This is a genomic window from Paenibacillus sp. FSL P2-0173 (genome assembly GCF_038008045.1).
In the GTDB taxonomy this organism is placed as follows: domain Bacteria; phylum Bacillota; class Bacilli; order Paenibacillales; family Paenibacillaceae; genus Paenibacillus; species Paenibacillus polymyxa_B.
This window is the reverse complement of the sequence record NZ_JBBOYK010000004.1, coordinates 266575-290905: the sequence shown is the minus strand read 5'-3', so window position 1 is coordinate 290905 and position 24331 is coordinate 266575. Positions and strand designations below refer to the sequence as shown.

At 48.6% G+C, this 24331-nt stretch carries 20 protein-coding genes; 16 read left to right on the top strand and 4 right to left on the bottom strand.

What is annotated here, in order from left to right:
* Positions 1–167 precede the first annotated feature (167 nt).
* On the top strand, positions 168–2012 hold the full coding sequence (gene thiC / locus MKX30_RS21235; protein ID WP_023987003.1) for a phosphomethylpyrimidine synthase ThiC: 1845 nt from the start codon (positions 168–170) through the stop codon (positions 2010–2012).
* Positions 2013–2133: 121 nt separating this feature from the next.
* Here thiC and MKX30_RS21230 read toward each other — a convergent pair whose 3' ends face one another.
* Complete coding sequence (locus MKX30_RS21230; RefSeq protein ID WP_010348453.1) at positions 2134–2286, bottom strand: hypothetical protein; 153 nt, start codon at positions 2284–2286, stop codon at positions 2134–2136.
* A gap of 506 nt (positions 2287–2792) precedes the next feature.
* Here MKX30_RS21230 and MKX30_RS21225 point away from each other — a divergent pair.
* Positions 2793–3629 carry a YitT family protein gene (locus MKX30_RS21225; RefSeq protein WP_023987004.1) on the top strand — a complete coding sequence of 279 codons (837 nt, stop codon included), beginning with the start codon at positions 2793–2795 and terminating at the stop codon, positions 3627–3629.
* Between the two features lie 267 nt (positions 3630–3896).
* Here the strand turns inward: MKX30_RS21225 and acnA are convergent, their stop codons facing one another.
* Complete coding sequence (gene acnA / locus MKX30_RS21220; RefSeq protein ID WP_341063438.1) at positions 3897–6608, bottom strand: aconitate hydratase AcnA; 2712 nt, start codon at positions 6606–6608, stop codon at positions 3897–3899.
* Positions 6609–7028: 420 nt separating this feature from the next.
* Here acnA and MKX30_RS21215 point away from each other — a divergent pair, with 420 nt between their 5' ends.
* The 14 genes from MKX30_RS21215 (at position 7029) to MKX30_RS21150 (ending at position 21720) form a co-directional block, all read left to right on the top strand.
* On the top strand, positions 7029–8024 hold the full coding sequence (locus tag MKX30_RS21215) for an amidase domain-containing protein (protein ID WP_023987006.1): 996 nt from the start codon (positions 7029–7031) through the stop codon (positions 8022–8024).
* A gap of 73 nt (positions 8025–8097) precedes the next feature.
* Positions 8098–9186, top strand: a complete 1089-nt coding sequence (locus MKX30_RS21210; RefSeq protein ID WP_068939418.1) for a D-alanine--D-alanine ligase — start codon at positions 8098–8100, stop codon at positions 9184–9186.
* A gap of 101 nt (positions 9187–9287) precedes the next feature.
* On the top strand, positions 9288–9611 hold the full coding sequence (locus MKX30_RS21205; protein WP_023987008.1) for a hypothetical protein: 324 nt from the start codon (positions 9288–9290) through the stop codon (positions 9609–9611).
* A gap of 138 nt (positions 9612–9749) precedes the next feature.
* The gene (uvsE, locus tag MKX30_RS21200; protein WP_053324638.1) at positions 9750–10751 is read left to right on the top strand and encodes a UV DNA damage repair endonuclease UvsE; all 1002 of its coding nucleotides are present in this window, start codon (positions 9750–9752) and stop codon (positions 10749–10751) included.
* Between the two features lie 174 nt (positions 10752–10925).
* Positions 10926–11792 carry an inositol monophosphatase family protein gene (locus tag MKX30_RS21195; protein ID WP_023987010.1) on the top strand — a complete coding sequence of 289 codons (867 nt, stop codon included), beginning with the start codon at positions 10926–10928 and terminating at the stop codon, positions 11790–11792.
* 37 nt (positions 11793–11829) lie between these two features.
* Positions 11830–12072: a hypothetical protein gene (locus MKX30_RS21190; protein ID WP_076293115.1), complete on the top strand. Its 243-nt coding sequence runs from the start codon at positions 11830–11832 to the stop codon at positions 12070–12072.
* A gap of 124 nt (positions 12073–12196) precedes the next feature.
* Positions 12197–13927, top strand: a complete 1731-nt coding sequence (locus MKX30_RS21185; protein WP_023987012.1) for a sensor histidine kinase — start codon at positions 12197–12199, stop codon at positions 13925–13927.
* The gene (locus tag MKX30_RS21180; protein WP_023987013.1) at positions 13905–15464 is read left to right on the top strand and encodes a response regulator transcription factor; all 1560 of its coding nucleotides are present in this window, start codon (positions 13905–13907) and stop codon (positions 15462–15464) included. The genes MKX30_RS21185 and MKX30_RS21180 overlap by 23 nt, the downstream gene beginning before the upstream one ends.
* A 175-nt stretch (positions 15465–15639) precedes the next feature.
* Complete coding sequence (locus MKX30_RS21175; protein ID WP_023987014.1) at positions 15640–16929, top strand: ABC transporter substrate-binding protein; 1290 nt, start codon at positions 15640–15642, stop codon at positions 16927–16929.
* Positions 16930–17167: 238 nt separating this feature from the next.
* Positions 17168–18076, top strand: a complete 909-nt coding sequence (locus MKX30_RS21170; RefSeq protein ID WP_023987015.1) for a carbohydrate ABC transporter permease — start codon at positions 17168–17170, stop codon at positions 18074–18076.
* A gap of 5 nt (positions 18077–18081) precedes the next feature.
* The gene (locus MKX30_RS21165; RefSeq protein ID WP_023987016.1) at positions 18082–18921 is read left to right on the top strand and encodes a carbohydrate ABC transporter permease; all 840 of its coding nucleotides are present in this window, start codon (positions 18082–18084) and stop codon (positions 18919–18921) included.
* 112 nt (positions 18922–19033) lie between these two features.
* On the top strand, positions 19034–20146 hold the full coding sequence (locus MKX30_RS21160) for a rhamnogalacturonan acetylesterase (protein ID WP_341063594.1): 1113 nt from the start codon (positions 19034–19036) through the stop codon (positions 20144–20146).
* Positions 20147–20218: 72 nt separating this feature from the next.
* Positions 20219–21253 carry a glycoside hydrolase family 88/105 protein gene (locus MKX30_RS21155; RefSeq protein ID WP_068939430.1) on the top strand — a complete coding sequence of 345 codons (1035 nt, stop codon included), beginning with the start codon at positions 20219–20221 and terminating at the stop codon, positions 21251–21253.
* A 53-nt stretch (positions 21254–21306) separates the two neighbouring features.
* Complete coding sequence (locus tag MKX30_RS21150; protein WP_028540999.1) at positions 21307–21720, top strand: sensory rhodopsin transducer; 414 nt, start codon at positions 21307–21309, stop codon at positions 21718–21720.
* 94 nt (positions 21721–21814) lie between these two features.
* Here the strand turns inward: MKX30_RS21150 and MKX30_RS21145 are convergent, their stop codons facing one another.
* Both MKX30_RS21145 and MKX30_RS21140 read right to left on the bottom strand, forming a co-directional pair.
* Entirely contained in the window at positions 21815–22774 is a 960-nt protein-coding gene (locus MKX30_RS21145; RefSeq protein ID WP_071559300.1) for a DMT family transporter, read from the bottom strand.
* Between the two features lie 208 nt (positions 22775–22982).
* A complete protein-coding gene (locus tag MKX30_RS21140; protein ID WP_023987021.1) occupies positions 22983–24299 on the bottom strand; it encodes a glutamate-1-semialdehyde 2,1-aminomutase in 1317 nt (438 codons plus the stop codon).
* Positions 24300–24331 lie beyond the last annotated feature (32 nt).

Sequence of the window (24331 nt, the reverse complement as noted above, 5' to 3'; positions counted from 1 at the left end):
TACAGTGGCGCATTGGAATAGGATTATTCCACATGCGTACTGTCTGGATAGCTGCCTCGTTAGATTAGCCGGTTCCCTAGGGAACCGGCTTTTTTGCATAGATCAGCGCCACCCTGGGAATGGTTCCGGATCGGTGTGTCATTTCATCGAAACGGGAGGAATGGACAATGAAGCCGACAGAAGTAGAAGGAACAAAAGGAACAGAATTGAAATCAACAGAAGTAAGATTGGTAGGAACAAAAGAAGTTGAGGTAGAGAAGACAAACGGGGAGCAAGCCAGAGGGGTAACGCCCTTTCCAGGGAGCCGTAAGGTATATATTCAAGGCTCACGGCCGGACATTGCCGTGCCAGAGCGGGAAATTGCTCTTCATCCTACACATACGCCGCAGGGCACGGAGCATCATGAGCCATTGCGTGTGTACGATACGAGCGGTCCCATGACCGACGAAGCCTATCAGGTCGATATCCGTCAGGGCCTGCCTCCATTACGGCGAGCTTGGGCCCTGGAACGGGGCGATGTGGAGGCTTACGAGGGACGCGCCGTCAAACCGGAGGATAATGGACTGAAACCTGGCTCCAAACGGGAGACAGTTGAATTTCCCGGCGTGACCAACCGTCCGCTTCGTGCTTCGCAAGGTCGTACAGTGACGCAAATGCATTATGCGCGGCAAGGGATCATTACGCCCGAAATGGAATTTGCGGCGATCCGCGAAGGGGTGGAGCCTGAGTTTGTACGGCAGGAGTTGGCTGCTGGACGAGCCATTTTGCCTTCGAATATCAATCACCCGGAAAGTGAGCCAATGGTCATTGGGCGTCATTTTCACGTGAAGATCAATGCGAACATTGGTAATTCTGCGGTTACCTCCTCCATCGAGGAGGAAGTGGAAAAAATGACCTGGGCTGTGCGTTGGGGCTCGGATACAGTTATGGACCTGTCCACAGGCCGTAATATCCATACAACACGTGAATGGATCATTCGGAATTCTCCTGTACCGATTGGGACTGTACCGCTGTATCAGGCACTTGAAAAGGTGAACGGCGAAGCAGAAGCGCTGACGTGGGAGCTGTATCGCGATACGCTGATTGAGCAAGCGGAGCAGGGAGTGGACTATTTTACAATTCATGCGGGTGTATTGCTGCGGTATATACCGATGACGGCGAATAGAATGACGGGAATCGTATCCCGTGGTGGGTCGATCATGGCAGCCTGGTGCCTTGCGCACCATCAGGAGAATTTTTTGTATACGCATTTTGAAGAAATCTGCGAAATTATGAAAGCCTATGATGTGGCCTTTTCTCTCGGGGATGGTCTACGTCCGGGTAGCATCTATGATGCGAATGATGAAGCACAGTTTGCAGAGCTGGAAACGTTGGGCGAGCTAACGCAGATCGCCTGGAAGCATGATGTTCAGGTCATGATTGAAGGGCCAGGACATGTCCCTATGCATAAAATCAAAGAGAATGTGGATTTACAAATGGAGATTTGTAAGGAAGCTCCTTTCTATACCTTGGGGCCGCTCACGACGGATATTGCCCCCGGATATGATCATATTACCTCAGCCATCGGGGCGGCGATGATCGGTTGGTTTGGGACGTCCATGCTGTGTTATGTTACGCCTAAGGAGCATTTGGGTCTGCCGAATAAGGATGATGTCCGCGAGGGTGTCATTACCTACAAAATTGCGGCACATGCTGCCGATCTGGCGAAGGGTCATCCACGGGCACAGCAGCGGGATGATGCTTTGTCCAAGGCACGCTTTGAGTTCCGGTGGCGGGACCAGTTCAATCTGTCGCTTGATCCCGAGCGGGCCTTGTCCTACCATGATGAAACGCTACCGGCAGAGGGCGCCAAGGAAGCACATTTCTGCTCGATGTGTGGTCCCAAATTTTGTAGTATGCGCATTACGCAGGACATTCGCGCTTATGCAGCGGATAAGGGGCTGAACACTCAAGAAGCAGTAGCTGCCGGGATGCGTGAGAAGGCAGAGCAGTATCGGGATGGAGGTCAGTAAAACGAACGTGTGAGTTTAGGAAAAATGAATTAAAAAAGCCGTGGTTCTCTACAGTCGATGTAGGGAACTACGGCTTTTTAGCTTATGTAAAGCGGGATCTTGCAACCGGATAAACGGCGCCTTATTTTTTACCCATTTTTTCATTCAAAATGTCCTGAAAGCTGAGCTTCTTCTCCGAGCTATCTTCTTTCTTCTGCATACTCACCGCGTTGGCACGTTGGTATTGGTGGTGAAAGGGCATCAGGGTGTGGACGGTTAAGTTCATTGTATTCATGTAGGTCATTCCTCCAATTCCATATTGTCAAATTCAGATTGAGTTGCTTAGGACGTCTGTATAGGACTATTTGTATGTACTTGATGTCGTGATGCTATGTAGGTTGCTTGGTAATGTTTCAATCATTATACCCACATTTTTTCAAAGTAAAACGCTTTTGACATAAAACAGGAAGATGGTCATATGTGTCCAAAATGTCGATTAGGAGGATGGTCGTTTTAGAGGAAAATGTGCCTAGGTCTAAAACAAGGGCTAGAGGCCCGTTTTCTTAGTTTAGTAGTCGGGATTGTGTTATTTTGTCGAATAACCTTGTAAAAGGAGAATTTTGCGGAATCCAAGTCAGGATTGAGGCAGTCTGGTGGCGAATTAAAGTGTCAAAGTTGTATTGACTTTATGTTTGGTAGTAGATACCATGAACTGGTTGTCAGCGTATTTTGGCAACAAGAGTCAGCCAATCCATCTGGCGATTCATCCTTTGAAATGTTAGAGAAAGGATTAGAGCATATATGAAAAAAAGTATTGCAGATATCGCATTTATTATTCTGGGTGCGTTTTTTTTCGCGCTAGCTGTTAATCTGTTTGTGATCCCGAATGAGTTTGGTGAGGGGGGCGTTACAGGGGTTACGATCATTTTGTACTACCTGTTTCAGTGGTCTCCCTCGATCGTCAATCTGGTGATCAATGGCTTGCTGTTGATTGTCGGATATAAATTTTTGGACAAGAGAACGACCCTGTACACTATAATTGCGGTCGCTTTTAACTCGCTGTTTCTACATTTAACGGTCAACTGGCGGATTGATTCGCATGAGCCGACGATTAATGCTGTATTTGCCGGAGTTTTGGTGGGGGTCGGCATTGGCTTAATTGTACGTGTAGGTGGCACTACGGCGGGAACGGTCATTTTAGCCCGAATTGCCAACAAGTATCTGGATTGGAATATCAGCTATGGCCTGCTGTTTTTTGATTTGATTGTCGCGTTCTCTTCCTATTTTATTATTGGTCCAGAAAAATTGATGCTAACTATCGTTATTTTGTACGTTGGTACGAAGGTGATGGACTTCATGATCGAAGGACTAAACCCTAAAAAAGCGGTCATGATCATTTCGGAGCACCAAGATAAAATTGCCGAGATGGTCATCACGAAAATGGATCGTGGAGTTACCGTCCTGTCAGGCCACGGATATTACACTAAAAATCCAAAAGAAGTGCTGTATATCGTCATTAGTAAACAAGAGGTGTCAGCGCTTAAAAAGATAGTGAAAGCCATCGACACAGCAGCATTTATCACCATTCATGACGTGCGGGACGTGTTCGGAGAGGGCTTTTTGGATATTTCGAAGTAACTCGCGTGCGAAGGTAGGGTTATAAGAGAACGTGGCTAGAAGTCGGTCCTGAGGGATCGACTTTTTTTGTTTTATATAAATAAGATGAACTTGAAAAATGAACATCAAAACGGAGTAGGCGGAATGGTGCTGTACAAGCGAAGCACCATCCGACTGCGCAGTGGCGCTATAGGTAACTCTTAAGTTCGGTTTATATAAATAAAAAAATACCCCCGATTGCAGCTTTATCTGCAAAACGGGGGTTCTTCACATATGAAGTTCATAAACTTAGCTTTCGATCATTTGACGCAATACGGTTTGCAGAATACCACCGTTGTGGTAGTAGTCGATATCGACAGTGCTGTCCAGACGGGCAATTACCGGGAATTCGAACTTCGTGCCATCCTCGCGTTTAGCCACAACCGTAAGCTCTTGACCAGGCTTCACGTCATTGTCGATGCCAAGAATGTCAAACGTTTCACGACCGTTCAGACCCAAGCTGGACCAGCCATAGCCTTCCTGGAATTGCAGAGGCAGTACACCCATGCCGACCAGGTTACTGCGGTGAATCCGCTCGAAGCTTTCGGCAATGACAGCCTTAACACCCAGCAAAAGCGTACCTTTGGCCGCCCAGTCACGGGAACTGCCTGTGCCGTATTCCTTACCAGCAATGACGATCAGGTTTTGATCGGCTGCCTGATATTTCATGGATGCATCATAGATGGACATTTCCTCATCCGTTGGCAAGTATTTGGTCACGCCGCCTTCAGTACCTGGAGCCACATTGTTGCGGATACGGATGTTGGCGAATGTACCGCGCATCATGACCTCGTGGTTACCGCGACGGGAGCCGTAGGAGTTGAAGTCCTTGCGTTCCACGCCATGCTCCTTCAAGTACAGTCCTGCCGGGCTGGAAGGAGAAATGTTGCCTGCTGGTGAGATATGGTCGGTTGTGACCGAATCATTCAACAGGGCAAGCACACGGGCATTACGGATTTCCTTGATATCCTGCACGCCATCCTGAAGTTTTTCAAAGAATGGTGGATTTTGAATATAAGTTGATTTTTCATCCCATTCATATAGTTCGCCTTCAGGAACCGGAATGGAGTTCCATTTTTCGTTGGCAGTAAATACATTCTCATATTTACGACGGAACATATCCGGGCTGAGAGACAGGCTGATGGCTTCCTTGATCTCCTCGGAGGTTGGCCAGATATCTTTCAGGTAGACAGGCTGATTGTCCTGATCGTAACCGAGCGGATCATTCACCAAATCAATGTTCACTGTGCCTGCTAGCGCATAAGCGACAACCAGTGGCGGTGAGCCGAGATAGTTGGCTTTTACTTGCGCATGCACACGACCTTCAAAGTTCCGGTTGCCGGAAATGACTGCTCCAACCGTCAAATCATTGTCTGTGATGGCTTGACTCACTTCGTCAGGAAGTGGGCCGGAGTTACCGATACAGGTTGCGCAGCCGTAACCTGCTACATGGAAGCCGAGGGCTTCGAGCGGTCCGATTAATCCGGCTTTTTGCAGGTATTCCGTCACGACGAGGGAGCCTGGTGTCAAGCTTGTTTTAACATAGCCTGGTTTTTTGAGCCCGCGCTGCACTGCTTTTTTGGCCAGCAAGCCCGCACCGAGCATAACGCTTGGATTGGAGGTATTCGTGCAGCTTGTGATAGCTGCAATAACGACTGCTCCTGTACCCAACTCGCTGGTGGAGCCGTCCGGATGGGTCAGAGGAATCTTCTGTGCGATTTTTTCATCGCTCAGTCCATAGCCGCCTTTGTCCACCGGGGTACGGATAATGCCTTCAAACGTTTCTTTCATGCGGCTAAGCTCAACACGGTCCTGCGGACGTTTGGGTCCCGCGAGACTCGGTACAACCGAAGCCAGATCCAGCTCAATGGTATCGCTGAATACAGGGTCCGGCGTATCGGATGTGCGGAACATGCCTTGCGCCTTGTAATATTCCTCTACGAGGCTTACTTGCTCATCGGAACGTCCGGTGCTGCGCAGGTAGGCCAGCGTTTCCGCATCGACAGGGAAGAAGCCAATCGTTGCGCCGTATTCCGGTGCCATGTTGGCAACTGTCGCACGGTCAGCCAAGCTGATGTTAGCCAGACCAGGCCCGTAAAATTCCACGAATTTGCCGACTACGCCTTTTTTACGCAGCATTTGCGTTACAGTGAGCGCCAGATCGGTGGCGGTAGAGCCTTCCGTCAGACTGCCTGTCAGCTTGAAGCCAATCACATCGGGAGTGACAAAATACAGCGGTTGCCCCAGCATACCCGCCTCTGCCTCAATCCCGCCGACACCCCAGCCAACAACACCAAGGCCGTTAATCATCGTGGTATGGGAGTCTGTTCCCACGAGGGAATCTGGAAAGACGACTGTTTCGCCGTCAATGGTTTTGGTGGCGGCCACGGAGGCGAGATACTCCAGATTGACCTGATGGACGATACCGGTGGATGGCGGAACGGCGCGGAAGTTGTTGAACGCCGTTTGCGCCCAACGCAGAAAACGGTACCGCTCCTCGTTGCGTTCAAACTCTACATTAATATTGTAATCCAGCGCATCACTGGTACCGAAAGCATCGACCATGACCGAGTGGTCGATAACGAGATCGACAGGGACGAGCGGATTGATTTGTTTCGGATCACCGCCCGCTTTTTTCACCGTATCACGCATAGCTGCCAAATCGACAACCACCGGGACACCGGTAAAATCCTGAAGCACGATGCGTGCAGGAATGAACGGAATCTCCTTGTTGGTGTCACGATCCTCAGCCCATCCTGTCAGCTGTTGCACATGTTCTTCTGTAATGGCGCGTCCGTCAAATTGGCGAACCGCGGCTTCCAGCAACACTTTAATGGAGAAAGGCAGCTTGGCAATACCGCTCTTTCCTTGTTCCTCCAGTGCCTTAAGACTATAGTAGCGATAAGGCTTACCGTTAACTTCGAGACTACGGGCAATGGAGAATTGATCTTTTCCTGACATAAGTATTACCTCCTTGAAGTGGATGCTTGGGGGAAAATAGGGATGTCGTTTTTTCGACGTCTTGCACAGTTGGTTTAAATTGGTTGCGTTCTCAATTACATCTTCAGTGGTTCATTACGTGTTAGAGGTTGCGATCAATGTAATTTGTTTCATTAGATGAAACGTGATTTCAAAATGATTGCTTTTGGATTAAGTATACCGTTTTCAGACGGTTCCGTAAAGTTTTTTTGGCCTAAATGATGCGTTGCAGATTGGAAAATAAAACGTTCCGCTCCCTCGCGTTTCGATGTTCATACCAAGCTTTAGAGATTCATACTTATAGATAGAGAGCATATCAGACCAGAGAGGGAAGAAAGGAAGTTATACATCATTCCGGTTATCCCCGGAAAAGGATAGCGGGACGAATATGGAGGGATTGGGATGGGGGAGCGGGAATGGAAACAGGCCCTTTTTGCTTACGTGAATCAATACAATCGCAGTGAAGTGAATGGTGTACCGCAGCCGGATGAGTATCTGGAGGTGGGTCAGCGGATGGAACGAGCAGCACGTGCGGCCAGATTGGAGCAGTGGTACAACGAACGGGATGCTGTTCCCCTACGCAGCGAGACACGCGCCAAGCCGCTACGAATGGTGCAGGATACCCCGGATGAGGCTGTGGTAGATGTACAACTGCATGTCCGACTCTTTTATGAAAAGGGCGGGATGACTCACCGGGAGGATCGGATTGAACGGGAGCGTCTGACGTTCACACGCGAGGGTGAAGCCTGGCAGGTAGCGAGAATTGAGCGCGATCCGGCAGAAAGGAAGCCAGCGGGGGGAGAGGTTCCTTTTGAACAGGCTTCGTTTAATCAAGGAGGAAATCTGCCGCTGCTGAATCGCGGTGTGCTGGGCTTCGGCTCATCAGCACGTCCCAGCCGATATCGCCGCGAAGAAGCAGCGGCCTATGCAGATCAGTGGTGGGATAGCTTCAATCCGGAGTTTGAAGGTTTTGATGTGGATTGCACCAATTATATCTCGCAATGCCTCTTTGCAGGGGGAGCACCGATCCACTATACTGGTAAAAGAGAATCGGGCTGGTGGTATAAAGGACGGGTTGCCGGACGTGAGCTGTGGAGCTACAGTTGGGCAGTTTCCAACAGTCTGGAGCGGTATTTGGGCTCCAGTTCATGGGGGTTGACTGCTGAGCAAGTGAGTCGCCCAGAGCAGCTCATGCTGGGGGACGTCATTTTTTACGATTGGGATGGTGACGGAACCTTCCAGCACAGCACGGTGGTCACGGCCTTTGATGCGGGCGGCATGCCGCTAGTCAATGCACATACGGTAAGCTCCAGACATCGTTATTGGGACTATAAAAATTCGTATGCGTGGACCGACAACACGGTATATCGCTTTTATCACATCGCCGACTATTTTTAAATGAGATGATGGATAACAGGTACAGTGATGCAAATCAGTCACAATGACGAAAGCAGGAAAGCGGAGGATAGGCATGGCAAATCAAAAATTGACCGTAGGGCTGGTGTACGGTGGCAAATCGGGCGAACATGAGGTTTCGTTGCAAACAGCGTATGCGGTAATGAACGCTTTTAACTATGAGAAATACGAGATTATTCCTTTTTATATTACGAAGGCTGGCGATTGGCGTAGAGGGGCGCTATTAAGCGCTCCTCTGGCTTCTGTAGAGCAATTGAAGCTGGAACGCGCAGAGGGTGGCACCAAGGCGGCATTAGATACATTGTTCGGCAAGCTGTACGGAGAGCAGACGCTGGATGTGCTGTTTCCGTTGCTGCACGGTACCTTTGGCGAGGACGGAACGATTCAGGGTCTGTTCGAAATGGCGGATATGCCTTATGTCGGTGCGGGAGTGCTGGCTTCGGCAGCAGGTATGGATAAAGGCGTCATGAAGAAGCTGTTTGAGCATGCAGGATTGCCGCAAGTGAAATACTGTTATTTTAATAGTACACAGTGGGCCCAAACCAGTCATGATCTGGTACGTAACATGGAAACCGAGCTAGGTTATCCTTGCTTTGTCAAACCAGCCAATCTGGGATCAAGTGTCGGTATTTCCAAAGCCAGCAACCGAGAAGAGCTGGAAAAGGCTGTAGATCTGGCTTTGCAATTTGACCTAAAGGTGATTGTTGAGGAGTACGTCGATGCCCGTGAGATTGAGGTCAGTGTACTGGGCAATGATGAGCCGATTGCCTCGGTACCGGGTGAAATTGTATCGGCGAGTGATTATTACGATTACGCTGCCAAATATACGGATGGCCAATCGGAAATGCTTATTCCGGCACCGTTGGATGAGGAAGTGGCAGATCGTATTCGTGAAGCCGCATTGCAAGCATTCCGCGCTCTAGAAGGCTGCGGGATTTCCCGTGCCGATTTCTTCGTCAGACGCTCGGACGGACATATCCTTATTAATGAAGTGAATACAATGCCTGGTTTTACACCATTCAGTATGTATCCATTACTGTGGAGAGAAACAGGCGTATCCTATGCAAGTCTGCTGGACCGCATGATTGCCCTTGCACTGGAGCGTTATGAGCGCAGGTCGGCACTGCACTACGAGAACTCATAAACGAAACAAAGGGGAGCTGATCACTCTCCTTTTTGTTCATATAAATGGCATATCTTTGAGCACAACACTAAACCCTTAATCATGAAAGGTGGCGGCTACACATGGGCTTTCAAACTGAATTTAACTCAGTGTGCAAATTCAAGAGCGAACAAGAACTTTACGAACTGCTGGAATACGGACGTGGCAAGATGGTTAAATCCGGGCTGCGCGTGTTTCCGACAGGCCAGAAGGTCATCGCTTACAGCGTGGATAACGTGGCAGTAGCCATCGTGCAGATTGTGGGCTGTATCGCCGAAATTAATTTCCAGGGCGATGAAGTGACCGAAGTTGAAATGATTCTCATTCGTAAGCTGAATGAAGAGGAAGCAAGAATTCAGACCGCATTGGCGGATGAAATGTTTTTTGGAGCACAGCAGCAATCCTAGCTGTTTCCTTCTTGCAATTTGTGCGATAACACCGAATCAGCAGGTGCTTTTCCGGGTATGATCAGTAGAAAAGGGTTTTAGGTCACAGAACGAAAGCGGCCTTACCATCTACTGCGACTGCTGAAAGGAAGACACCCTATGATCGTAAGGTTCGGTTATGTAGCCATGTCGGTTACCGTGCAAAATGCATCCCCCTCTAAAACCATGACAATGAGCAGCTTTAACAAGATTGGAGACCGAGAAGCTGCGATCCGCAAGCTAGAACGGATAGCAGCCGAAAATCTCCATAATACTTTGAGGCTGCTGCGCCATAATCGCGCGAGTGATATCCAGGTCTATCGTTTCTCATCTAAGCTGATTCCGCTCGCGACCCATCAGGATCTGCGGGATTGGGACCCGTTTCAGGCGCTTGCTGCTGATTTTGCAGAGGTAGGGAACTATGTCAAGGCGAATAGGATGAGGGTATCGTTTCACCCCGATCATTTTACAGTGTTAAGCACTCCCCGTCCTGAGGTGTTGCAGAGCTCCATTAATGATCTGAAGTACCACAAAGCGATGCTGGAGGCCATGGGGCTCGGTGCCGAAGCCAAGAACAACATTCATATTGGTGGTGCATACGGAGATAAGGTGACCTCAGGCCAGCGTTTTGTAGAGCAGGTTAGTGCGCTGGATCTTTCGTTAAGAGAACGGTTAACGCTGGAAAATGATGATAAAACGTTCAATGCGGTGGAAACGCTAGAGGCTTGCAAATTGACGGGGTTGCCGATGGTTCTCGATATTCATCATCAATGGGTGAATAATGAGGGGGAAAAGCCGTGGGAGCTATGGCCGGGTATTTTGGATACTTGGAAAGGGGAGTTGGCCCAAGCCGGATCTTCTGCTGATTATCCATTGCCGCCCAAAATTCATGCGTCCAGTCCCAAAAGTGAAAAAGATCCCCGGGGCCATGCGGAGGGTGTTCTAGTGGAGCCGTTGCTTACCTTTTTGCGCAATATTGCCGGATATACGGATCGAATTGATGTCATGCTTGAAGCCAAGCTTAAGGATGAAGCGTTATTCGGATTGATGAATGAACTGCGCCTTCAGGAAGACAATGGGGTTAAAGTGCTGGATGGGGCTTCCGTAGAAATTATGCCTTAGAAAGTGGCATTTCGCGGATAAAGCTCCCATTTAGAGAAACTTTATGCAGTTTATTGTGTATACTAGAATGTGTAAACTAGCAAACTTGTAATGAAACAGAGATGGTTAAGAGACTGTGCTGTAGGGCAGCTTCGTAAACCACGTAACAATGATATAGAAAGTAGAGTGAACACGTTGAACGAACATGAAAACGAAAAGGTTCCCTATATCGTATCAGGAAAAAGCTATACTGCCGTGGCTATTAACGCGGCATCCAAAGCCGGGGAATGGATTAAGAGCAGACTGGGAACTGTTGAACATTTGAATACCAAACAGTCTCCTACGGATCTGGTGACCGAGGTAGATAAAGGTGCAGAGCAGATGATTCGCAGACTGATTCTGACCCATTTTCCCGATCATGCTATTTTGGGTGAAGAGAGTGTAGAGCCGGGAGCCGAAGCTTCGGCCCGCGCATTAGAGGCTGCCCGTGAAGAGGAATATTTATGGATTATTGATCCGGTAGATGGCACTACCAATTTTGTACACAGTCTGCCGTATTACAGTGTGTCTATTGCCTTGGCCCATCGTGGCGAGGTGATTGTCGGGGTCATTTATGATCCGTCCCGTGATGAAATGTTTGTAGCGGAAAAAGGAAAAGGCGCGTATGTGCATGGCAATCGCATGCAAGCATCGAGAGAAGAAACACTGGGAGATAGTCTGGTCTGCATCGGCTTCCCACCGGACCGTACGTATGCACAACCGCTAAATATGAAAATTACGCAGGTTCTTACACCTCAAGTACGTGGCATTCGGGCGCTGGGATCGGCAGCATTGCATCTGGCTTATGTAGCGTCAGGACGGCTGTCGGCTTATTGCGAAATTGGTTTGAATGCGTGGGATGTAGCAGCGGGCGCTTTGCTGGTACAGGAATCAGGCGGTACCATCACCGATACATTGGGCAGACCTTATGACCTGAGTGTACGGCATATTGCAGCTACGAATACAGCTATTCATTCTCAACTTATTCAAGTGCTGAAAGAAGCAGACGCAACCGGGTTATAATTCTACGTAGACCATCATCCTGAAGGAGGAAATCGCGATGAGCCAATCCGAAGAATTGGAACGCCAGCTCAGTGAACTGCTGACGGAAGGCGAAATTCGTGAGAATGAGGCCAAAAAGCGGGAACGGCTCAGCCCTAAATATGAGGTGCGGGTTCAGACTCATATCGATCCCATTGTTGAGGAGACGCGTAAATACCGGAGTATGGCACGTGAACTTGATGACCGATACGACGAATATATGAGCAAGGCGGACAAATCGAAACCAACCGATCAACGCTAAGCAAATACAAATACCTCTTGCCGAATGACCAAGGCATGGGGTATTTTGTATGTTATAAAGGAGGCGACATTCACTGATTACCTACTTTAAAAGCGCTTACAAAAATGCTGGAATCCATCATAAAATGGTACTACTGATTACGGTGCTTATGCTGGTTAATTTTGCAGTAGTTGCAGTCATACTTAAGTACGTATTTCATATTTATGATAATCAAATGTACAAAAAAACATCCGAAGTACTCAATATTTCTTCAATCGGTATAGAAAATGAGTTGAAGGATGTGGAAAAAGTTACTTTCAAGGTAACAACGGACGAGCAGCTTCAACGTTATTTGCTGCAATTGGAAAAGGAAACGTCACCTTATGCCAAAATGGTGCTGCGTAAAAAAATAACGAATAGGCTCGTCGCCTTTGCCGGCTCTGAGACCTATGTCTATTCTATGATAGTGATCGATAAAGAGGGACAGGTCATGAGTGCGGGCAACCGCGAAGGTATTCCCCAAGAACTTCGATCCACCCTGTCGGAGCTGGCAGACGAACATGACGGTTCCAATGCATGGTATGCGGCAGGCCATTCCTCCTTGCTGGCAGCTCGGCAATTCAAATCCTTTACCGATTCCAATTTTACGCTGAATGGGCTCGGAACGCTTGCGATTCGTGTGCGAATTGACCGGATTGTAGCGGACCGCGTGCAAACCTCCGGCCGTGACGGACAACTGATGATTACAGATGGAAGGCGGATGATTTATCCCGAAACACCACTATTGAGTGAGAGTGATATTCAGGCCGAGCTTGGTCGGAAGCAGCCTTACGGGATTGCGACCTACTCAGGAGGAACCTTTTTCGCTGCTCAAATCAAATCCTCTTATACGGGTTGGACGTATTTGCATATGACCCCCTTCGATGATATGTTTCGCAGCATTACGATCATTAAAGAAGTTGTAAGCGCTATTTTTGTCATTATGCTTCTTATTGCATTGGCACTGGGAGCTAGGTTGTCAGGCAGCATTACCAAACCGATCGTTCAACTAATCCAGAACATGCGTAAAATAGAAAAAGGCGATCTCGACCGTTTGGAAGAAGAAGCACTTGGCGCGGTCCCCCTTTCCACACAGGACGAGGTAGGCTTGCTACATCGGACATATAAGAAAATGATTCGCCGCATTCGTGAGCTCATTAATGAAAATGTTGCCAAGCAGCTATTACTGAGGGAAACAGAGCTAAAGGCACTACAAGCACAGATTAATCCACATTTTTTATACAACACGCTGGAATCCGTGAACTGGCTCGCCAAGGCCAACAAGCAGGATCGGATTTCAGAGATGGTGGAAGCACTTGCTTTTCTATTGCGTAGTGCGGTCAGTTTTGAAGAGCAACTGATTCCGCTTCGAAAAGAACTGGATATTGTAAGGAGCTACGTAACGATCCAAACAACACGTTTTGATGAGCGTCTCGTTTTCCATCTGGATGTCCCGGAAGAACTGATGGATGCGCAAATTCCGAAGCTAACGCTTCAGCCTTTGGTGGAGAATGCCATCCATTATGCGTTGGAGCCGCGAATTGAACCCTGTCGGATTGCTATTATTGCGAGAGAAAGCGAGGGGGCTCTATTTCTGCGAGTTGAAGATGACGGACCGGGAATGACGCCGGATTTCTTGGAAAAACTGCGGAGCGGGCAGGTCACGACTCGTGGGCAGGGCATTGGACTTACGAATATTCAAGAACGGATTAACCTGACATTTGGTACACCTTGGGGGATAGAGCTGCATAGCGAGTCAGGAACAGGAACGTCGATTCATGTCTGTATTCCATATGTGAAAGGGGATCAGGGTCGTGTACAAGGTGCTACTGGTTGATGATGAGCGTATGATTTTGGAAGGCATATCGCAGGTGGTTGATTGGGGTAAAGCGGGAACGAGATTGGTGGGTACGGCACGTAACGGGATTGAGGCTTATGATCAGATTCAGGCCAGCCCGCCTGACTTTGTGATTAGCGACATCTCTATGCCTGGACTAGACGGTATCGGACTGGTTGCCAAAACGACGGAGCATTTTCCAGACGTCCGTTTCATTCTGTTGTCTGGTTACAAAGATTTCGACTATGCCTGTCGGGCCATGCAATACGGGGTGAAGCACTACTTGTTGAAGCCATGCAATGAGCGGCAAATTCATGAGGCTCTGACCGAGTTGGGGCAGGAGCGGGAAGAGCAGGAAGAACGCAAGCAGTTTGTAAACCGGATGAAGCTAGATTTTCAGCGTATGCTGCCTCATGTGAAGGAACACTTTTTGAAGGAGTTTATTTCCTATAAAACTTACGGTAGCCGCGATATCGCATTTTATGAGCGGTTATTCGGACTTGAATTGCAAGATAAGCAGGTTCGAATGCTACTGCTGCGGGTGGAGGAATCCCATGAGCCGGAGCATTTGTTTGCATTGCAAAATATAGCGGCAGATTTGATGGATGATGTCTTGCTCAGTACGACCATGCAGGGGCAATTGCTCATCGTGCTGGAAAGTGAGGATGACACGTCACGGTTTATGAAACAGATTGAAGCGGTACGTGCGACATTTCATCGCTTTTACAAGCTGGAGGTAACGGTCGCAGTTAGTGAGTCGGATAGTATGCAGCATTCACGGGGGATGTATCGGGAGACACTGCATTGTATGAATCACCGGTTTTACACCGGGGAAGGCAGTCTGATTACGAAGGAGGATTTAGCGGCTGAGGATACCCGGGAGATGGCAGATTTGGAGCTGGACGAGGAGAAGTTCGGTCTGCTGATCAAGGCTGGAAATACGGTGGAGGTTGCACAGGAAGTGGATCGGTTGTTCGGTATTCTGTCCCGTATGAAGCTGGAAATTTCCGTGACCCGCTCCTATGTGCTTCAGCTCTATGCCGCTATGATCCGTATATGCCCCGAAGAAGAGCGTGCGGCGTTTACGAGCCGAATGGTGGTGCTGGCAGAGCAAAAAACGCTGGCATGTCTCAAATCATTTGTACAGGAAGCTGCCGAACGAATGACCGCAATCTATTATAAAAGTAATGTGTATCGCCAATCTTCCACCGTTGATAAAATGATCACTATTATTGAGCAAAACTACAGAAAATCCGATTTGTCGCTGAACGGAGTGGCAGGTCAAATGCTGTATATGAATTCCGACTACTTAGGGAAGATATTCAAAAAGGTGACGGGGGAAAACTTCTCACACTACGTCAATCGTTATCGGATCGAACGTGCGGCTGAGCATATTCGGGAGACAGGAGACGTGAAGGTGTTTGAGCTGGCGGAATGGTTCGGCTTCGGTGGGAACGCACAATATTTTAGCCAAGTGTTCAAAAAGTGGGCGGGTATGACGCCTTCCGAGTACATTAAATCACATGAACGGGGATGAGCGTATGGAGTCCCACTGTTTTTTAAACCCAGGAAACCTGATTTGTGTATTCCAATGTTTCTCGGCTTTTGGGAAAATAACAACAGGAGCTAATGTAAACGCTATCAAAATTGCGAAAGTGCGTTGTCACTCGTAATTTGGCTCCTTTCTAGAACAGCGAAAAGGGGAGAGATAGGTGGGCAAAAAGGGATGGTTTCTGATCATAGCTATGCTGCTCGTTTTGACGACGGCATGTAGCGGAGCGGGCGGCGGCAATTCGGGCACAAGTGCAGACGGGAAAGTAAAGTTACGTATCGCTTGGTGGGGATCGGATACGCGTCATGAATACACGCAAAAGGTCGTTGATTTGTATAAGCAGAAAAATCCAAATGTAACGATTGATGTGGAATATGCCTCTTTCGATGACTATTGGAAAAAACTCGCTCCGCAGGCTGCGGCTAATCAGTTGCCGGATATCGTGCAAATGGACATTTCGTACATTAGCCAATATGCAAAAAATGGTCAGCTGGAGGATCTCGCGCCTTACTTGAATCAAAAAATTCAGGTCGCTGATGTGACCGAAAATGTACTCAAAACCGGCGTAATTGCTGGAAAGCAATATGGTATCCCAACCGGTGTTAATGTTCTGGGTTTCCAGTATGATCCGGCGTTGCTCAAAAAAGCGGGTATAGACAAAATTCCTGACAACTGGACATGGGATCAATACAAAGAAATGGCTTTAAAGGCTGGTTCCAATAAAGTATACTTTGACAGCTCGATGGCTGCCGATATTTTCTTCCACTACTATTTGCGTACGCAAGGAAAGACTCTCTACAATGCGGAAGGAACAGGATTGGGGTATGACGACGATAAGCTGTTTGTTGACTTCTTTAGCGGATTGGCTGATCTGATTAAGAAGGGAGCGACCCCGCCTCCTGAAATCATGAACCAGACTAAGGGGATTCTTGAGGAATCCGATATCGTAAAAGGAACAGGCATCGGTATTTGGCAGTGGTCCAATCAGTATGTGGGCTTACAGCAGGTCGTTAACCGCCCAATGGCACTGGCTCCGATGTTTGGGCCGAATATGGAAAAAGGCGTATATATGCAGCCTACGATGTACTGGACGGTTGCTTCCCGTTCACAGGTGAAGGATGAAGCCGCTAAGTTTATTGATTTCTGGATGAACGATGTAGAAGCGAATAAATTGATTAAAGGCGAACGGGGCGTACCGATTTCCGCCAAAATCAAGGAAGCTGTTGCACCAGAGTTGAGCGAGCCTACGAAGCAGGTGTTTGAATTTGTAGCTTCCATGGAGCCGAAGGCTTCTCCAATGAGCCCGCCGCCACCAGTCGGATCGCCGGAAGTGATTGCGACTCTGACCGATTACATTGAGCAGGTCAATTTCGGACAGATGACGGCTGAAGACGCAGCGGCCAAATTCCGGGCTGATGCGAATACCATCCTTGCGAATAACAAGCAATAATAAGCGTAATGAGACCTTTAGGATATCTGACAACGTTTTAGCATAAGAATCGATAGGATCGAAGGAACATTTCGTTAAGTTAACCGTGCGTAGTCCAAAACATGATTGCGCACGGTTGATTCGACGAAGCAACTGCATAAGCACCCTTTGCAGACATCACGATATTATTCTCATAACAACGAATTATTGACAACATAAAGTTTTACTAATTCTTTAAATGCAACAGAAGGGAGGCTTGATGAGCTTGCGAAATCATCAGAGCTTGAAAGCCAATATGACCGGATATGCGTTTATCAGCCCTTTTATTGTGGGCTTTCTGGCGTTTACGTTAATTCCAATGTTTATTTCGCTGTATCTGTCCTTTACCACCTACAACCTGTTCACCCCGCCCAAATGGATTGGTCTGGGTAACTTCGAAAAGATGTTCACAGGCGACCCGAAATACTGGAATTCGATCAGGGTCACGTTTACGTATGTATTGGTCGGTGTACCGTTGCGACTGATTTTCGCGCTGTTTGTGGCTATGATTTTGAATACCAAATCACGCATGGTCGGCACCTATCGGACGATGTACTATCTGCCATCCATTATCGGAGGTAGCGTTGCGGTATCGATTATGTGGCGGAACATTTTCAGTAATAACGGCATAGTGAACAGCCTGCTTTCGACTCTAGGGGCGACCCCGGTGAAATGGTTTGGTGATCCGGATGCTTCGCTTACGATGCTGATCACCCTGTCCGTATGGCAATTTGGCTCCTCCATGCTAATTTTTCTGGCAGGTTTGAAGAACATTCCTGTTGAATTGTACGAGGCGTCCAGTGTAGATGGCGCTAAGCCAGTACGAAAATTTTTCAGTATTACGCTGCCGTTGCTTAGCCCCATTATTCTATTTAATCTGATTATGCAGACGATCAGCGCCTTTATGACCTTCGTCCCGGCTTATGTTATTTCTAAGGGCGAAGGAGGCCCGATGGATGGAACGATGCTGCATTCACTGTATCTGTTCCGGCAGGCGTTTATGTTCAGCAACATGGGATATGCGGCAGCCATGGCTTGGGTCATGCTCATTATGATTGGGATACTGACAGCGATTTTATTTATAACCTCCAGATACTGGGTATTTTATGAAACGGAAAAGGGGCGCTGATACTGATGGCATGGAAAACGGTCAAATGGCCAATTTATCACATACTGGTTGCTGCACTGGCGCTCCTGATGCTGTATCCCGTTTTTTGGATGCTGTTCAGCTCGTTTAAAGAAAGTCGGACGATATTCGTCACGGCATCCTCGCTTTTCCCTACAGAATGGATCTGGCAAAACTATGTAACAGGTTGGAAAGGGACGACTGGCTACAACTTTGGCACGTACATTCTGAACTCGCTCACGATCGTGGTGATTTCAACGATTGGAGCTGTGCTTTCCTCCTCATTGATCGCATTTGGCTTCGCACGCTTGAAATTCAAAGGGCGTAACTTGTGGTTTGCTTTGATGATGGTGACGCTTATGCTACCAGGGGATGTGGTACTGGTACCGCAATATATTATTTTCACCAAGCTCGGTTGGATCAATACGATCTTACCGTTAGTGGTACCCTCCTTCTTCGGGATGCCGTTCTTCATCTTTCTGATGGTGCAGTTTATACGGACGATTCCAGCAGAGTTGGATGAGGCGGCGACGATTGACGGATGCGGCAAGTTCCGGCTGTATTTCAGAATTATTTTACCCTTACTTAAATCGTCGTTGGCTACAGCGGCAATCTTCTCTTTCTACTGGAAGTGGGAGGATTTGCTTGGTCCGGTACTGTATCTGAATTCGCCAGAGAAATATACCGTATCTATTGCACTCAAGATGTTCCTCGACAGCGAGTCGGCTTCCAACTGGGGAGGAATGTTCGCGATGTCTATCCTAAGCCTGCTTCCAGTTATCGCTGTATTCTTCGCATTCCAGAAGCAAATTGTAGAAGGAATGAGTACGAGTGGTTTGAAGGGGTAAGATCCAAAATCCATAGCGTGAGTTATGAAGCTTACGAGTGGAAATGGAAGGCATCCGGGTTTGTGCGATTGAATGGACGGGATTTGAGGGCGATGGCTGAGAGGTGAGTAAATTGTGGAAGTTTGATTTTGGTCCGGGGGAGCCTGCGGATGGCTACAAGGGAATGTCTTCGGATTGCTTATATACAACTGAACAGGGCTATGGCTTTGAGACTACGGAGCATGTGTACGGTCGGAAAAGGCAGAGTGCAGCCAAGGATGCACGCACGCGGCTGCGAAGCAGCTTTTGTATTCCACTAAACGCTGCATTTGTTGTAGATGTGCCAGACGGGCTGTATCTTGTCACTATACTGGTCGGCGATTCGCAGGCGGAAACGCTCACGCGACTCAAGGCTGGTGAAGGCAAGCACATGCTTCCCCCAGTGCACACGCTGCCAGGCCAGTTCACCGAAGCCCTGTTTGCGGTGCCTGTCCGGGGTGGCAAACTGCGCCTCACCGTATCAGGCACCGCGCCAAGGCTCAATGCGCTGGAGATTGCGCCAGCGCCACAGACCCTCCGGCTATTCCTAGCCGGAGATTCCACGGTTACGGATCATGACGCATCCGGTTATCCGTATACTGGCTGGGGCCAGGCTTTGCCCGCCCTGTTCAAACATGATGTCTGCGTGGATAATCATGCCGTATCGGGACGAAGCTCCAAAAGCTTCGTGGACGAAGGACGGCTGGGTGTCATTTTGGGCGAAATAAAGGCAGGAGATTTCCTGTTCATCCAGTTCGGTCATAATGATCAGAAGCCTGATCCGGAGCGGGCTACAGAGCCTTTTACAACCTACAAGGAGCATCTTCGCCTCTATATCGACGGCGCAAGAAGCCATGGGGCAAGCCCGGTACTGGTCACGCCCGTACATCGTCGCTATTTTAACGAGGATGGTACGCTATCTGACACACATGGTGACTATGTAACAGCGGTTCGTGAGCTGGCGGAAGAAGCGAATGTACCGCTGATTGATTTGTCTGCCCGCACGCAGGAGTTATATGAGCAGCTGGGTCCCGAAGAGAGTAAAGAGCTTTTTATGTGGTTGCTGCCTGGTGAATACATGAACTTTTCCGGCGGCTTAGAGGATAACACGCATTTTCATGAGAATGGCGCGGTTCGTATTGCAGACATGGTGGTGGATGCTGTGAAGGAACTGGATTTGCAACCGCTGCGCATGTATTTACGTTGAAGGACGACCTTTTCATGTACGGGCGTCAAGGAGGTAACTCACGTGAAACTTACCAAAGGGGGAGACGTGGAAATGCCTGCATTGATTTTTGATGAAGAACAAGTTAAGCAGGTGATCGACCGGGTAGTAGAACGCACCTTTCAAATGCACTACAGCTGGGATTGGCCGGGCGGAGTAGCCTTTTACGGAGTATGCGAAGCGTATGAAGCGACAGGGAACGAAAAGTATCTGACCAAGCTAAAAGAATGGGTAGACGAAAATATCGAGGATGGGCTTCCGTCTCTCTCGGTGAACGGCGTTTCTGTCGGGCACTGTTTGTTGACGCTTTATCAGGCCACAGGTGAGCAAAGATATCTTGATATTTCCATCGAGATGGCAGAATTTTTGGCCAAAAAAGCGGAGCGGTTTGCCGACGGCATTTTCCAGCATACGGTGAATTCACTTCATGATGTATTTCCGCAGCAAGCATGGGTGGATACGATGTTTATGGCCGGTTATTATTTGCTGCGCATCGGTCATCTGTTAGGCAACAAGGAGTATTGGGAGGATGGAATTCGTCAATATCACGGGCATGAAGAATTTTTGCAGGACCCGGATACGAATCTGTATTATCACGGATGGGATCATGCGAATCAAAGCCGGATGTCAGGAATATATTGGGCGCGCGGCAATTCATGGGCAGCCCTCACGATGGCAAAAGCGCTGAAACTTGTGGAGGTGCAGCATCCATCTTATATGATCATCGACGGCTCGCTGCGTGACCAGCTCAATGCACTGGTGCGGCTGCAATCCCCAGAAGGGCTGTGGCATACGGTGCTGAACGATGATACCTCTTATCTGGAAACCTCGGGCTCGGCAGGAATTGCGACCGCCTTGCTTATGCAAGGAAGATTGTTTAACAAATACACCCAAAAGGCGATCGAAGGTATTCTTTCCCGCATTAAGGACGACGGCACAGTAACGGGTGTATCCGCGGGAACTGCTGTGATGAACGATATTGACGGCTATCGAAACGTTCCATACAAACGCATTCAGGGATGGGGTCAGGGATTGGCGCTTGCTTTTCTGGCTCAACTGTTGCGTACCAAGGAGAATCCGTATGGCTAGAAGAAGGGACATAGGGAAACGAAAGTATTCATAGGTCAAAGGAGGCCGATAGCATGGGAGATACTGAACTTTCTCAGGAGCTTTCTCATGAAAAAGTAGCTAATCAGCCGCGAGGCAGCCTATTCTGGGTCATCCCCGATGGGTATATTCCACCGGAAAGCCGGGGTGAGCTGCTCAGTCATGAGAGTATATGCGTGCTGAATTGTGGGAGCCGTGTGGCAAATCTGAGTATGGACATCTATTTTGAAGACCGCGAGCCATTGGAGGGATTGATCGAGGTGGTGGAAGGAAGACGAACCCGTCATATCCGAACAGCCTCGTTGGAGAAATCCGGCGAGCAGATTCCGGTAGGTATTCCTTACGCAATTACGGTCACTAGCGATGTGCCCATAATCGTACAATATAGCAGATTGGACACGACACAGCCGGAATTGGCGTTAATGAGTGTCATGGCGTACCCTATCTAATGCGACGAAGACTAAGAAATGAAAAAAGAAATCTCTCGGCTGGAATTGCGCAGCCTGGAGATTTCTTTTTTTGCAGGCAAATGAGTGTCTATTTTTAGCCCGTTTTTTGTGATTTTGCCGAAGTTGTTTTGATTGGCGTGAAGTTTTTTCGTCCTCCGAAATTGGTACCCAACACGCCGATAATGATCATCACAGCCCCAATAATGTGATAGTAGGCGAGCTGCTCCTTCAAAATGTAAGCACCGGCAATCATGGAAATGAGGGTGGATAAATTGCCGATCACACTCATTTTGGAGGCTTCGATCCACTTCAAGGCAAAGCTCGATAACAGCGAGGTGACGAGGGTAGACAGAATGCCTAGATAAATCAGTGCCATCCAATAACCAGGCTTCACCAGTGGAGCGGTATAGGCGCTCATGGAGCCGTCTATGGCATGATATCCCAGTGCCACCACGTTAAAAACGATACATCCCAAAATAGAGGTAACGTAGGTCAATTCCATTGGGTTGTACTTTTGTGTTAATGGTCGTGCCAGCACATTATAGCCAGATAGGCATATCGCAGAAAGCACGAGCAGAAGAATACCGCCATAGCTATTGGATGCTAGCGGTGCTCCGCTTTTCATCACAAATATAAAAACCACGCCAAAGACAGAGAGCAGTAAGGAAATCTTCTGGACTACCGTTGTACGCTCTTTAATAAAATAGGAAGCTAACAGCAGCGTAAAGATGGGAACGGTTGCTTGGATAATTCCACCTTCCGATGAAGAAGTGCTCATCAGCCCGAAGGCTTGCAGTGGAAAATACACTAATGGCGAGAGCAGCGCCAGTGGTAAAATGCGCAGAATGTCACGCATCTTGATGTTGATCTTGATCCAACCGAGCAACACGGGAATGGTCAAAGCGATAAAAGACAGCGCAAAGCGGTGGGCGATCACATCCAGCGGGCTCGCCTCTGTGACTGTCAATTTTACAAATAAAAATGAAAATCCAAGTATAGCTGCATAGCTGAGAGCTGCCAGATAGGCGGCTCCATTTCTGGAACGACTGTTCATAATAAACCTCCGTAATAATGACCTTAACCTGTGGTTCTCTCAATATACCCGGATGGCATAACTTGATACAATCCATAAAATCTGCAACTGTACGGGTACAGTTGTGAAATGAAAAAAAGCCGGAACGAAGTCCCAGAGGTCGGATACCCATCCCTAAGACTACTTCCAGCTCTTATCCTATTCATATTTTATCAACTTACTGTTTAGTTTACTTACCTTGTGACATCGCCCGGAACGAATCGTCCGCCGCTTCCAGCGTAGTATCCACGTCTTCATCCGTATGCGCTGTTGTGAGAAACCAGGCTTCGTACTTGGATGGTGCCAGATGAATACCGCGATCCAGCATGTGACGGAAGAAGGATGCAAACGCTTCGCTATCCGTATCCTGCGCCTGCGCGTAATTCGTGATCGGATGATCACAGAAATGCGTCGAGAACGCTCCACGAATTCGGTTGATCGTCAATGGCACGCCGTAGCGTTCGGCAGAGGACTGGATACCGTCCGTCAGCCTCACAGCCAGACGTTCCATCTCTTCATACACGCCTTCTCCTTGAAGGACTTCAAGGCAGGCGATGCCTGACGAGATGGACGCCGGGTTGCCCGCCATCGTACCCGCCTGATAAGCTGGGCCGAGTGGGGCAACCTGCTCCATGATGTGCTTGCTGCCGCCGTAGGCACCAATCGGCAGACCACCGCCCATGATTTTGCCCAGCGCGGTCAAATCTGGCTGAATCGCATCATGGTTGTCCAAACCTGCATACGTTTGGGTGGAACCGAAGTGGAATCGGAATGCGGTAATGACCTCGTCATAAATGACGAGTGAGCCGTTCGCACGCGCCATGGAGCACAACCCTTCCAAATAACCGGGTTGCGGCATGACCATGCCGAAATTACCGACAATGGGCTCGACCATGACTGCCGCCACATCGTCGCTCCAACGCTCCAAGGCTTGGCGTAACGCGTCGAGATCATTGAATGGTACGGTAATAACCTCGCTCGCAATGTTGGTCGTAATGCCTGCACTGTCAGGTATGCCTAGCGTGGAAGGGCCGGAGCCTGCGGCAACAAGTACCAGATCCGAGTGACCGTGGTAGCAGCCGGCAAATTTGATGATCTTGTTCCGTTTCGTATAGGCCCGTGCAACACGAATCGTTGTCATAACCGCTTCTGTGCCAGAATTCACAAACCGGACCTTGTCCATAGAAGGAATTGCTTCCTTCAGCATCTTGGCCAGTTTGATTTCCAATACCGTTGAGGTTCCGTATAATACGCCGTTCGCGGCCGCTTCGCTGATAGCCTTAGTAATATGGGGATGGGCATGTCCAGTAATAATAGGGCCATAAGCCGCCAAATAGTCGATATACCGATTATCATCCTCATCCCAGAAATGAGCACCTTTAGCGCGTTTCATGAATACTGGAGCGCCGCCGCCCACAGCTTTAAAGGAGCGTGAAGGGCTGTTAACGCCCCCGACAATATGCTCCAGGGCTTCTTTATATAGTGCTTCGGAGTTTTCCCGTTTCATCATCAAAAACTTCCTTTCCGTTCATTAAAATA